We start from the raw sequence: 12719 nt of genomic DNA, 5'->3' as shown, positions 1-12719 counted from the left end.
CAGCGGCCAGTACCGCCGATCTCAATTGTTGTGCAGATCGATGATGGCGCTGACGCGTTCAACGGTCGACTTTGCCGCATCATTGCGCGCCTGCTCGATCCGATCCAGATACTGTTCGTTGACATCACCGGTCACGTACTGGCCGTCAAACACCGCGCAGTCGAAGGCATCAATCTTGACCTTGCCCCCGCCAACGGCCTCTTTCAGGTCTTCCAGATCCTGATACAGCAGCCAGTCGGCACCGATCAGCTCCGCCACCTCCTCGGTGGTGCGCCCGTGCGCAATCAGTTCATGGGCACTGGGCATGTCGATCCCATAGACGTTGGGGTAGCGCACCGCCGGTGCCGCCGAGCAGAAGTAGACCTTCTTCGCCCCGGCCTCACGGGCCATCTGAATAATCTGCTTGCAAGTGGTGCCGCGAACAATGGAGTCATCCACCAGCAATACATTCTTGCCACGGAATTCCAGGTCAATCGCGTTGAGCTTCTGGCGTACTGATTTCTTGCGAGCCGCCTGCCCCGGCATGATGAAGGTGCGGCCGATGTAGCGGTTCTTGACGAAGCCTTCGCGGAATTTCACGCCCAACTGGTTCGCCAGCTCGACCGCCGAGGTGCGGCTGGTATCAGGAATCGGAATGACGACATCAATGTCGTGCTCAGGGCGCTCACGCTGGATTTTCTCTGCCAGCTTCTCACCCATCCGCAGGCGCGCCTTATAGACGGATACACCGTCCATCAGCGAGTCAGGCCGGGCCAGATAAACGTGCTCGAAGATACAGGGGGCGTACTGCGGGTTCTCAGCGCACTGACGGGTGAACAACTGACCGTCTTCGGTGATGTATACCGCTTCACCCGGCGCCAGATCACGAATCAGGGTAAAGCCCAGTACATCCAGTGCCACGCTCTCGGAGGCAATCATGTACTCGACACCCTGGTCAGTGTGGCGCTGGCCGAACACGATCGGGCGGATGCCGTGGGGGTCACGAAAGCCGACGATACCGTACCCGGTAACCATAGCCACGGAGGCGTAGCCACCCACGCAGCGGCGGTGCACCTGACTGACCGCGGCGAACACATCCTCCTCGGTCGGCTGCAGCTTGTTGCGTACTGCCAGCTCATGGGCAAAGACGTTCAGCAGCACTTCGGAGTCAGAGGTGGTGTTGACGTGACGCAGGTCTGACTCGTAGATCTCGCGCGACAGGCGCTCGACATTGGTCAGATTACCGTTGTGAGCCAACGTAATGCCGTAGGGCGAGTTGACATAAAACGGCTGCGCCTCAGCCGAGCTGGAGCTACCGGCGGTCGGATAGCGCACATGGCCAATACCCATATTCCCCACCAGACGCTGCATGTGGCGCTGGTGAAAAACGTCCCGCACCAAACCATTGTCCTTGCGCAGAAACAGTCGACCGTGTTCGCAGGTCACAATGCCGGCGGCGTCCTGGCCGCGATGCTGCAGGACGGTCAGAGCATCATAGAGCGCCTGATTGACGTTCGACTTGCCCACTATGCCAACAATGCCACACATGCCTGAGTACCTTCTTGATTGGGAGGCGGCGCATTCCGGGACACCCGGATCAGCGTCCCGCCATTTGCAGAATAAGGTTTTTCGACCAGTCCGCGACCAGTAGAAAATGCGGAATGACAACGGACTCACGCCACCAGGTGTCAGCCTCGACTGGAGCCAGGCTAAGCAATCCGACGGCCACCACGACCAGCAGCGCGCCCCGCGCAGCACCAAACACCATGCCGAGGAAGCGATCAGTACCGCTCAATCCGGTCACTATCACCAGCTGGCCGATCAAATAGTTGATCAAGCCGCCCAGCAACAGCGTCATCACAAAAAGAATGGAACAAGCTGCAATGACTCGCAGCGACGGTGTCTCGATGTACGGGGCCAGCAACTCGGCCAGGGCGCCACCAAATAGCCAGGCAACCAGCCCGGCGATAACCCAGGTCAGCAAAGACAAGGCTTCCTTGACGAACCCTCTGGTCAGACTAATCAGGGCGGAAACCACAATGATGGCGACGATTGCCCAGTCAACCCAGGTCAAAGACACGATTAAATACTCTGCTCAACAAAGGCCGACATTCTAGCAGAGCTGTTCGGGCCATCGAAACAGGCAAAAACGCGACAACTCAACCACGCCCACTCGAGGCGTCATAGGCTACCACCAACCCCTTGTTGCCGCGCTTGCGTTCCAGCTCGTCGCGCAAGCGGTTGGCTGCTTCGCGGCTGGCAAGCGGCCCGACATAAACACGGGTAATAGCCTTGCCCTGCACAGTCACGGCATGGGTATAGGCGTTGTAGCCCTGGGTGCGCAGCGTCTGACTCAGCCCCTCGGCGTTGGCAGCGCTGGAAAAGCTGCCCAACTGGATCACCCAGTCGCCGTTGACCGCCGGCGGCGCAGGTGTGGGTGCGGGGGTCGGCTCAGGGGCAGCGACGACCGCTTCAGGCGCTGGGGCAGGCTCAGCCGCTGGCGTCGGCTCGGGTGCAGTAACCGGCTCCACGGGGGAGGACTCAAGCGTCTCCGGCATGGCAGCTACCGTCGGCGCGGGCGGCAGCTGAGCGGGCTCGACGGGGGCAATCGGCTCGCGATCAAGCAGGGGCGCCTCCGGCACTTCCACCTCGACCTGCACCGTCTCATCCTGCCCCGACAGTAGCATGGGCAGAAAAACCACGGCAGCGACAATCAGTACCACAGCACCAATGATGCGCTGTTTGAGACGTTCATCCATCCTGCTTACCCCGGCTATTTACGATAGCCAGAGTATGGCGTCGGCGACGCAGAAAAACGACCCGAAAATGACAATTTCGGTATCAGCGGATGTTTCGCTCAACGCCAACGCCAACGCTGCGGCGACCGAAGCCGCCACCTGTCCCTGCTCACCAGAAGCCTCGAGAGCCTGTTTCAGCTCGTGCGCCGAACGACTGCGCGGACTTGGCAAGGGTGCCACATACCAGCGCTCGAACAGGCCGCCCAACGGCGCCAGCACGCCTTGCAGGTCCTTGTCCGCCAACAGACCAAACACCGCAACCCGTGGGCGCGAGCCCTGCTGCCGCAAGGACTCGGCCAGAAAGGCGGCCGCGTGGGGATTATGCCCCACATCCAGCAGCAGGCTACGGCGCTGGCCCTGCCAGTCTATCTCGCGCGACTCAAGCCGCCCGGCTGCACTGGCTGCAGCCAGCGCCTCACCCAGAGCCGCATCCGGCAGGTCCAGCCCGGCTGCCCAGAAGGCTTGAACAGCCACCGCCAGATTGTCACGCGGCAAGCGCACCGGCGGCAGCAGCAGCGACCGCGCCGCGCCCAAGCCCCCCTCGCCGTTCAGCGTCCACTGGCCATCAGGTTGCATCTGCACAGCGAAGTCCCGATCGCGCTGAACCAACTGACAGCCAAGTCGCTCAACCGCCTGGACAAAGGTATCAGGCAGGTCGCGCTCGCCGCTGACGACCGGACGCCCAGAGCGCAAAATCCCGGCCTTCTCGGTCGCCACCGAGGCCCGCGTATTGCCCAGATACTCCTGATGATCAATGCCGATGCTGGTCACCACCGCAACATCAGCGTCGACCACATTGACGGCGTCCAGACGGCCGCCAAGCCCCACTTCCAGCACCACGGCGTCCAGCTCGGCACGCTTGAACAGCCATAGCGCCGCCAGGGTGCCAAACTCGAAATAGGTCAGGGAGATATCGCCACGCAGGTCATCAATGGCGGCGAACGCCGCGCACAGACTGGCATCATCGGCCAACTGCCCGTCAAGGCGCACACGCTCGTTGTAGCGCACCAGGTGCGGCGAGGTATAGCAGCCGGTACTAAGCCCGCTGCGGCGCAACAGGGATTCCAATGCGGCACAGGTTGAGCCCTTGCCGTTGGTACCGGTGACGGTAAAAACCAGCGGGGCTGGAGTAAGCACGCCCAGTCGCGCTGCGACCAAACGGACCCGCTCCAGCCCCATGTCGATCTCGCTGGGGTGCAACCCTTCCAGCCGAACCAGCCAATCGGCCAGACTGCGCGCACTCATATCAGGCCTCGACCACCTCCGCACTGCCCTCCGGTGCCGGCGTGCCGGTCAGCATGGCCAGGATGCTGGCCAGGCGATCACGCATTTCACTGCGCGAAACAATCATATCCAGCGCACCATGATCCAGCAGGAACTCACTGCGCTGGAAGCCCGGCGGCAGTTTCTCGCGTACGGTCTGCTCGATCACTCGCGGACCGGCAAAACCGATCAGCGCATTGGGCTCAGCCACGTTGAGATCACCCAGCATCGCCAGACTGGCGGACACGCCGCCGTAAACCGGGTCAGTCATGACCGAGATAAAGGGAATACCCTCTTCACGCAGGCGCGCCAGCGCGGCACTGGTCTTGGCCATCTGCATCAGGGAAAACAGCGCTTCCTGCATACGCGCGCCGCCGGAGGCGGAGAAGCAGATGTAGGGGATACGTTCCTGCAGGGCGACCTCTGCGCCGCGTACAAAGCGGGCCCCGACCACGCTGCCCATCGAGCCGCCCATGAAGTTGAACTCAAAGGCACTGGCCACAATCGGAGACCCCTTCAGCGCGCCCTGCATGACAACCAGCGCATCTTTCTCACCGGTTTCTTTCTGGGCGGCAGCCAGACGGTCCTTGTATTTTTTGCTGTCGCGGAACTTCAGGCGATCCACCGGCTCCAGCTCGGCGCCGATCTCGTTACGCCCCTCGGCGTCCAGGAAGATGTCCAGACGGCGGCGAGCGCCAATACGCAGGTGATGGCTGCACTTGGGGCAGACATCCAGATTTTTCTCCAGCTCCGGCCGATACAGTACCGCGTCACAGGACGGGCATTTGCGCCAGAGCCCTTCGGGTACGCTGCTCTTCTGTGCTTCGGAGCGCACAATGGAGGGAATCAGTTTGTCCACCAACCAGTTGCTCATCGCCTTTCCTTCTCTGTTGTCAGCTCAGTCAACACTGCCAGCGGGCAGTGGACGTTGTTCAGTGGTCCATGGCGCCGCGCATCTCGGCAATGATGGCCGAGATCGCCTTGCGCGCTGCATCCGGATTATCGGCGTTGGCCGCAATCTGATTGACCAGCACAGACCCGACCACAACGCCATCGGCTACCTCACCAACCGCTGCGGCAGTAGCGCCGTCGCGGATACCGAAGCCAACGCCAATCGGCAAGTCGGTGACCGTACGCAGCATGTCCAATTTGTTTGCTACATCGGTGACGTCCAAAGCACTGGACCCGGTCACACCTTTCAGGGAAACATAATAGACATAGCCGCTGGCCTGCTGACAAATTGAGCGCGCGCGCTCGGCCGTGGTGGTCGGCGCCAACAGGAAAATCGTGTCCAGTCCGCGCGCCTTGAACAGCGGCACGACGTCGACAGCCTCTTCCGGCGGCAGATCAACGGTCAGCACACCGTCAACACCGGCTTCAGCAGCTTCACGGGCAAATTCATCATAGCCCATACGCTCGACCGGGTTCAGATACCCCATCAGCACGACCGGCGTATCGTTGTCACGCTGGCGAAACTCGGCAACCATCTCCAGCACCTGTCGCAGGCTCACCTCGTGCGCGAGCGCGCGCTCCATAGCGAGCTGGATCACCGGGCCATCAGCCATCGGGTCGGAGAACGGGATACCCAGCTCAATGATGTCTGCACCGGCAGCAACCAGGTCATGCATCAGCGGCAGGGTTACCGCCGGGGCAGGATCACCGGCAGTAATGTAAGGGATCAGCGCCTTGCGACCGGCGGCCTGCAGGGCGGAAAAACGGGCTTGAATTCGGCTCATGGATAACTCGACTAGATGCTGATGCCGTCAATGCCGGCGACGGTGTGAATGTCCTTGTCGCCACGACCGGACAGGTTGATCACGACAATCTCCTCAGGACTCATGCTGGCTGCCAGCTTCATGCCGTAGGCCACCGCATGACTGGACTCCAGTGCCGGCATGATGCCCTCGACACGGGTCAGCTCGCGGAACGCGTGCAATGCCTCATCGTCAGTCGCATCGACATAGTCCACCCGGCCAATGTCCTTCAGCCAGCTGTGCTCCGGACCAACGCCCGGATAATCGAGGCCGGCAGAGACCGAGTGAGTCTCAATGATCTGCCCTGCTTCATCCGACATCAGATAGGTACGATTGCCGTGCAGCACCCCAGGCTGACCGGCGCTCAGCGGCGCAGCATGCTCACCGGTGGCGATACCGTGGCCACCGGCTTCGACCCCGTACATGCGCACGCTTTCATCATTCAGGAACGGATGGAACAAACCAATCGCGTTGGAACCACCACCGACACAGGCTACCAGCGCGTCAGGCAGGCGGCCGGCCTGGGTCAGGCACTGCTCGCGTGCCTCACGGCCAATGACGCACTGAAAGTCGCGCACCAGCTCAGGGTATGGATGCGGGCCTGCGACGGTACCAATGATGTAGAAGGTGTCATCAATGTTGGTGACCCAGTCGCGCATTGCCTCATTCATGGCATCTTTCAGCGTACGCGAGCCGGAGGTGACCGGAATCACTTCGGCACCCAGCAGCTTCATGCGATACACGTTGAGCGCCTGACGCCGAACATCTTCTGCGCCCATGTAAACCTGGCATTTCAGCCCCAGACGTGCAGCCACGGTCGCCGTCGCCACACCGTGCTGACCGGCACCGGTTTCGGCAATCACTCGCGGTTTGCCCATGTGTTTGGCTAGCAGCGCCTGGCCGATAGTGTTGTTCACCTTGTGGGCGCCAGTGTGGTTGAGGTCTTCCCGCTTGAGATAGATCTGCGCACCACCGACCTTTTGCGTTAAGCGTTCAGCCAGATACAGTGGCGAAGGCCGGCCCACATAAAAGGCCAGATCCCGGTCAAACTCCGCCTGAAAGGCAGGGTCATCGGACAAGGTGCGATAAAGACGCTCCAGCTCATCCAGCGCGTCCATCAGGGTTTCAGAAACAAAGCGGCCGCCATACGGGCCAAAGTGGCCTCGCGCGTCGGGCACCGCAGAAAAATCGATGGGGTTGGAGTCAGACACGCTTCACCTCTTGAACAAACGCGTTAATTTTTGCCACATCCTTGATGCCCTTGGCCGCCTCGACACCACCGCTGACATCCACGGCCCAAGGCTGCATTTCATCAATTGCCTGGCGCACATTGCTTGCGACCAAGCCACCGGCCAACACGAGATTCCAGTCACGCTCGCGCGGCACCAGACGCCAGTCGAAGACCTCGCCGGTACCGCCGGGCACACCAGGCTTGTAGCTATCAAGCAAAATACCGGCTGCGCCAGGCCATTGCGCAGCTACGTCTTGCAGCTGATCAGCGCTGCGAACCCGTACTGCCTTGAGATAGGGACGACCGAACTGACGACAATAGTCGTCGCTCTCCTCACCATGGAACTGCAGCAGATCCAGCGGCACCTCGGCCAAGACCGCGCGCACGGCTGCAGGCTCGGCATCAACAAACAAACCGACCGTCGTTACAAAAGGTGGCAAAGCGGCCACGATGCGCGCCGCCTGGCCGGCATCGACTGCGCGCGGACTCGGTGGGTAAAACACCAGGCCGATGGCATCGGCGCCGGCGGCAGCGGCGGCCAGCGCGTCTTGCTCACGGGTAATGCCACATATCTTGATTCGGGTCATCGCCTGAAGGCTTGCCTGTCTGGTTGCAAAGGGAATCGATGTTAGCAGATAGGGGCACCACCGTCAGTCCAGCACATCCGGCAGCGCAGATAGAAAATGCGGCCCCAGATAGCGGTGCGGCAGATCGAAGTGCGCCGGATAGGTTACATCCACAAGATACAAACCATAGGCTGGCGCCGTCAGGCCACCCTGGGCGCGATCCCGGGCGGCCAACACCTGAGCAGCCCAGCCGACCGGATGCTCGCCACAGCCAATCTGCATTAGTACACCGGCGATATTGCGCACCATGTGATGCAGGAAGGCATTGGCGCGGATATCCAGCACGATGAACCGACCAAACTCCAGCAGCTCGAGATGATGAATGGTCTTGATGGGCGATTTGGCCTGGCAGCCAACCGCCCGATAGGAGGTAAAGTCGTGAGTCCCCACCAGCACCTTGGCGGCAGCACGCATCCGCTCGATATCCAAGGGTCGGTAATTCCAGGTCACCTCATGGGCAAGGTGGGCCGGTCGAACCGGATCGTTATAAATCACGTAACGATATCGGCGCGCCTGGGCAGAAAAACGCGCATGAAAATCCTGCCCGACGGGCAGTACCCAGCTCAGGGAGATATCCGGCGGCAGATTGGCATTAGCGCCATGAATCCAGTTGCGTGGGGAGCGAACGGCGTCGCTGTCAAAGTGAATGACCTGACAGGACGCATGCACGCCGGCATCGGTGCGCCCAGCGCAGAAAATCTGTACGGGGTGATTGGCAACCCGGCTCAACGCCTTCTCAACCGCTTCCTGTACGCTGGGCACGCCCTTCTGCTGACGCTGCCAGCCACGGTAGGCCGTACCTCGGTACTCCACGCAGGCCGCCACCCTGGAAACAACAGCGGCCGCCTCAGGGGCGGCCGCTGGATTTGTCGCATCATCTACCATCAGTCAGTCAGGCGCTCCATCAGACTGCGCGCTTCCTGCTGCTGCTGCTCACTGCCTTCCTCGACGACTTCGTTAAGGATATCGCGAGCCCCCTCCTGGTCACCCATATCGATGTAGGCACGGGCCAGGTCCAACTTGGTGGCACACTCATCGGTGCCGGACAGGAAGTCGAACTCGTCGTCTTCATCCAAAGTATCGCCCACTGCTTCCTCCGTGGCGCTGTCAATCGGGGTCAGGTCGGCGTCGTCCAGCTCGGGCAGCTCGAAGGAGTCCAAGCTGTCCTGTTCATCAGCAACCGGCAGCTCCAGATCATCAAGCGCATCGGTCGGTGGCAGCTCCGCGTCCAGACCGGACAGGGACGCGTCCAGACCGGACAGGGACGCGTCAGACAAATCCAGCGACTCGGCCGCCGGCTCGCCCGATGCGGCTGGCGAATCCATGGACTCGAACTCGGCAATCAGGCTGTCCGCCTCAAGATCCTCGGTCATGGACAAATCAAAGTCGGCGTCGAGGGTGGCCGCCGGCTCTTCTGGCGGCAGCTCTGTCGCCTGCTCAGGCAGGTCAAGGCTGTCGGTATCCAATTCAAAGTCGGACAGGTCAAATTCGTCTGCTGCCTCTGCGGGTGCCGCCTCGGGCTTACCGGAAGCAGCAACGTCGGGCGACACCTCTACCGGCTGCTCTAGTGTGGGCTCGTCCAGATCAAAGTCCAGATCGAAGCCGGCCTCTTCAGCGGGGACCGACTCTGCGGGCGACTCAGCCAGGACGTCTTCGAAGGGCACTTCATCCGCCGATTTGTCCGTGGCATCGTCGCCCAGATCAAACTCGCTGAAATCGAAATCCATGTCGTCCTCAGCGACATCAACCGCTGGTGCCGGGGCATCCAGCTCGTCGTCTTCCTGCAGGACCACCGCCGCAGCGCCGACTGCAGCAGCAGCCATCAGCGGGAAGCGTGCATCAAGCTCGGCGATACGATCGCCCTGGTTGCCCTTGGCTTCGAGCACCGCACGCTGGTCACGATAACCCTCGGCGTTCTCCAACAGACCTTCGACTTCCATCAGCTTCAAGCGCAGATCATCACGCTCAGGCTCGGCGGCAATCGCATCAGCCAGCACGTCACGTGCTTCCTGAGGTTTGCCATAGGCCAGCAACGCATCAGCTTCAACGAGCGAGTCGGCCGCCAGGTTCATGTCATCCTGATCACCGTCATCGCCGCCGGCCAGCGCCACGTTGAAGTCGTCCGATTCGGGTTCCGCCGCATCCGACTTGTCGTCAGCCGCATTGGCGATGAAGTTGTCGGCCATTTCGGCTTCGCGTCGTGCATTACGGCGAGACAGCGACATCAACACCAGCAACAGCAGCAGAATGGCAACCACCCCACCGCCGATAAGCAGCATCTGGTTTTGCATCAAGCCCTGCAGCAGGGAGGCTGGATCCTTGGCAGCGGGCTCTGCCGGAGCAACCGGCTCGGCTAATGGCGCCGGCTCCGATACCTCAGGAGCTTCAGGAGCCTCAGCTTCCGCCGGTTCTGCATCGACGACCGGAGCCTGTTCGCTGACAGGCTCATCCACAGGCGCGCCATCAATGGCGTCGACGTCAGCGGCCAGCTCATCAGCGCTGGCGGCAGCTCCGGCAGGCTCGCCCGCCTCGGCAGCAGCCTCATCCGCTGACATCGGCTCAGCCTCGACAGCCTGATCTTCGCTATCGGCAATGTCCTGCAAGTCAGCTTGCGGCTCGGCCGTCAGCTCGGTGTTTTCGCCACCCTCAGCGACCTGCTCCTGCAGTGAAGCCAACTGCGCATCTTTCAGCTCAAGCAGGCGTTGCAGGGTTTCTACCTGCCCCTGCACATCGCTGAGGCGATCATTCAACTCGGCTTTCTCTCGCTCCGCCGAGTCCAATTGTTCTTTGGTGCGATCCAGCGCATCACGCAGCTGCGCCGACTCGGCACCATTACCGGCGGCGGAGTCCCCCCCCCCTTCAGCGGCATTTTCATCGGCACCCGACACCAGTCGCAGAGAGTCTTCGCCGCTGACCGCCTCGGGCGCGGCACCAGCGCTCTCGCGCGCACGCGCGTCCAGTTGCGGTGCACTGGCTTCAGCGCTTGCCGGTGCCCGACCTTCACGCCAGGAACGGTTCTGCGCAGCCACCTCGGCAACCGCCTCGCTGTTACTGCGGCGAGCAGCCTGCTCAGCGGTAGGCAGCGTCAGATTTTGCCCCGCCTTGAGCTGGTTGATATTGCCGTTACTGAACGCGCCAGGGTTGAGATCCTGGATCGCCAGCATCGTCTGGTGGACACTGGCACCCTGCGGCCGGTTGCGCAGCGCCAGCTCCCAGAGCGTGTCAGAGCGGTTGGTCGTCACGCGCCCATCACGGGCTGGCGCAGGGGCCGTGGTGGTTTGCGCAGTGCCTGCGGAGACTGCTGCTGCCGATGCCCGGCCAGCAGCACTGGGCTGCGCAGGCGCTACACGCGGGGTGGGCAGCGCGCCGCTGCTGGACGGCGGACGGACGGAGCTGCTGCTGACGACCGGCGTGGGCTGATACAGCGGAGGATCAAGCAGCACGGTGAACTCGCGCAGCACCTTACCTGAGGGCCAGCGTACTTCCATGAGGAAATTCAGGAACGGTTCGCTGACAGGGCGACTGGAGGTGACGCGAATAACCGAACGGCCATCCGGTTTGACGACAGGCTGAAACTTGAGATCGGTGAGAAAGAAGTTACGGTCTATGCCGGCACGACCGAAGTCGTCGGGAGAGGCCAGCGTGGTGCGAATTTCCTCGTTGGACAGGTCTCGCACCTGCAGCAGATCAATCTCTGCTTCGAGCGGCTGGTTCAATGACGACTGCAGATGGATATCGCCGACCCCCAACGCGTGAACCATTCCGGACGACATCACGGCACTTGCTGCGGCAACAGCGATAACCAATTTGCGAACCATAGCGTAAATCCTTTGCTTTTATCGTTTTTCCAGGCTTCGACGTGCCTGTTGCGACAAACCGGCCAATTGTTCTATCTCCCCACCCGGCTTTGCCACGCGCAGTCACGACGGCCAAACGGTTTCAGTTCCTGCAAACCTAACCTGCTTGATACAAAAACTCTAGCAAGTATCGATTACAAATAGTCTTTTATCAACAAGTCAGCAATCATCAGACTGTTAAGTGCGACACCTTTACGCAAATTATCAGACACAATCCACAAATGGATAGTGTTGGGCTGACCCGCATCCTGACGAACACGTCCGACCCACACCTGATCGGAGCCTGTAGCATCGGTCACCGGCGTCGGGTAGCCACCCGCTTCAGCCTTGTCCAACACCTTGATACCCTTGGCCCGGCGCAGCACATTGATCACCTTTTGAGCCTCCAACGGCTCGGCGGTGGTGACCTGCATCATCTGCGCTGTTCCGTAGAACAGCGGCACCATGACACAGTTGGCCAGCACCGGCAGGGATGGCAGACCAAGCACCTCACCAATGCCCGCCACCAGATCCCGTTCCTCGCGACTGGCGCCAGCCTCATCCAGATCGCTGACACACGGCTGCAGGTTAAAGGCCGACTGCTTGGCCAGCGCCCCACCCTTCTCGATCGGCTGCCCATTGAGCAGTCGCCCGGTCTCCATGGCCAGACCTTCAACTGCCGCCTTGCCATGGGTCGACATCGACTGATAGGTGGCAATGCTCACGCGCTGCACCGGCGACATGCCATCGAGCACTTTGAGCACCAGCGCACTTTGCAGCACCTGGCTGTCCGGACAGGCAACCACCCGTCGCTGCACGGCATCAGCCAAGGTTGCCGGATTCACTTCGGCGACAACAGTGACGCCCTGGCCGATCAGCAAACCGGTGGTGTCGATCACCAGCGCACCCGCGTCGCGGATTGCCGCGATATGCTGCAAGGCAACATCGCGATCACCCGCGACAATGGCCAGCTTGACGCTGGCGAAGTCGAAGGTGCTTAGCGCTTCGACACGCACGCTCTGGCCATTGATCATCCGCCGCTCGCCAGCCTCGTCATCGATATCAACGAGCCGCACCTGGCCAAAGGGATAACTGTGCTCTTCCAGCACATTGATCAGCATGTCACCAACCAGGCTGCTCGCCCCAACAATTGCAATATCCGCTACGTTGCTCATCGTCCTGCCCTGCATGTTCATGTTGCACAAATACAAAGGGCACCCCGCCAGCGACGG

At 61.3% G+C, this 12719-nt stretch carries 11 protein-coding genes; all 11 read right to left on the bottom strand.

Going from position 1 to position 12719, the window contains the following annotated elements; translation table 11 throughout:
• Positions 1-21: 21 nt before the first annotated feature.
• Positions 22-1527, bottom strand: a complete 1506-nt coding sequence (gene purF, locus ASB58_RS05360) for an amidophosphoribosyltransferase (RefSeq protein WP_096004728.1) — start codon at positions 1525-1527, stop codon at positions 22-24.
• Between the two features lie 49 nt (positions 1528-1576).
• A complete protein-coding gene (locus ASB58_RS05355; protein WP_096004727.1) occupies positions 1577-2059 on the bottom strand; it encodes a CvpA family protein in 483 nt (160 codons plus the stop codon).
• A 79-nt stretch (positions 2060-2138) separates the two neighbouring features.
• Positions 2139-2738 (bottom strand): SPOR domain-containing protein, encoded by a 600-nt coding sequence (locus tag ASB58_RS05350; protein WP_118129587.1) that lies wholly within the window; start codon positions 2736-2738, stop codon positions 2139-2141.
• Between the two features lie 18 nt (positions 2739-2756).
• The gene (gene folC, locus ASB58_RS05345) at positions 2757-4022 is read right to left on the bottom strand and encodes a bifunctional tetrahydrofolate synthase/dihydrofolate synthase (RefSeq protein WP_118129586.1); all 1266 of its coding nucleotides are present in this window, start codon (positions 4020-4022) and stop codon (positions 2757-2759) included.
• A gap of 1 nt (position 4023) precedes the next feature.
• Positions 4024-4914: an acetyl-CoA carboxylase, carboxyltransferase subunit beta gene (gene accD / locus ASB58_RS05340; protein ID WP_118129585.1), complete on the bottom strand. Its 891-nt coding sequence runs from the start codon at positions 4912-4914 to the stop codon at positions 4024-4026.
• Between the two features lie 58 nt (positions 4915-4972).
• Positions 4973-5776, bottom strand: coding sequence for a tryptophan synthase subunit alpha (trpA, locus tag ASB58_RS05335; RefSeq protein ID WP_096004723.1), 804 nt, complete (start codon positions 5774-5776; stop codon positions 4973-4975).
• Positions 5777-5787: 11 nt separating this feature from the next.
• Entirely contained in the window at positions 5788-7005 is a 1218-nt protein-coding gene (trpB, locus tag ASB58_RS05330; protein ID WP_096004722.1) for a tryptophan synthase subunit beta, read from the bottom strand.
• Positions 6998-7648 (bottom strand): phosphoribosylanthranilate isomerase, encoded by a 651-nt coding sequence (locus tag ASB58_RS05325; protein ID WP_268877909.1) that lies wholly within the window; start codon positions 7646-7648, stop codon positions 6998-7000. Before ASB58_RS05325 ends, trpB begins: the two co-directional genes overlap by 8 nt.
• A 27-nt stretch (positions 7649-7675) precedes the next feature.
• Positions 7676-8536, bottom strand: a complete 861-nt coding sequence (truA, locus tag ASB58_RS05320; protein WP_118129584.1) for a tRNA pseudouridine(38-40) synthase TruA — start codon at positions 8534-8536, stop codon at positions 7676-7678.
• Positions 8536-11469, bottom strand: a complete 2934-nt coding sequence (locus ASB58_RS05315; RefSeq protein ID WP_118129583.1) for a motility hub landmark protein FimV — start codon at positions 11467-11469, stop codon at positions 8536-8538. The genes truA and ASB58_RS05315 overlap by 1 nt, the downstream gene beginning before the upstream one ends.
• A 173-nt stretch (positions 11470-11642) precedes the next feature.
• Positions 11643-12662: an aspartate-semialdehyde dehydrogenase gene (locus ASB58_RS05310; RefSeq protein ID WP_181977865.1), complete on the bottom strand. Its 1020-nt coding sequence runs from the start codon at positions 12660-12662 to the stop codon at positions 11643-11645.
• Positions 12663-12719 lie beyond the last annotated feature (57 nt).

The organism is Pseudomonas abyssi (assembly GCF_003444685.1).
Taxonomy (GTDB): Bacteria; Pseudomonadota; Gammaproteobacteria; order Pseudomonadales; family Pseudomonadaceae; genus Halopseudomonas; species Halopseudomonas abyssi.
The sequence above is the reverse complement of the archived record's forward strand: the minus strand, read 5'-3'. Positions and strand labels throughout refer to the sequence as shown.

Excerpts from the sequence above, each read along its gene's own strand:
- trpA (WP_096004723.1), bottom strand. The coding sequence starts at position 5,776 with ATGAGCCGAATTCAAGCCCGTTTTTCCGCCCTGCAGGCCGCCGGTCGC.
- accD (WP_118129585.1), bottom strand. The coding sequence starts at position 4,914 with ATGAGCAACTGGTTGGTGGACAAACTGATTCCCTCCATTGTGCGCTCC.
- ASB58_RS05310 (WP_181977865.1), bottom strand. The coding sequence starts at position 12,662 with ATGAGCAACGTAGCGGATATTGCAATTGTTGGGGCGAGCAGCCTGGTT.
- truA (WP_118129584.1), bottom strand. The coding sequence starts at position 8,536 with ATGGTAGATGATGCGACAAATCCAGCGGCCGCCCCTGAGGCGGCCGCT.
- ASB58_RS05350 (WP_118129587.1), bottom strand. The coding sequence starts at position 2,738 with ATGGATGAACGTCTCAAACAGCGCATCATTGGTGCTGTGGTACTGATT.
- ASB58_RS05315 (WP_118129583.1), bottom strand. The coding sequence starts at position 11,469 with ATGGTTCGCAAATTGGTTATCGCTGTTGCCGCAGCAAGTGCCGTGATG.
- folC (WP_118129586.1), bottom strand. The coding sequence starts at position 4,022 with ATGAGTGCGCGCAGTCTGGCCGATTGGCTGGTTCGGCTGGAAGGGTTG.
- purF (WP_096004728.1), bottom strand. The coding sequence starts at position 1,527 with ATGTGTGGCATTGTTGGCATAGTGGGCAAGTCGAACGTCAATCAGGCG.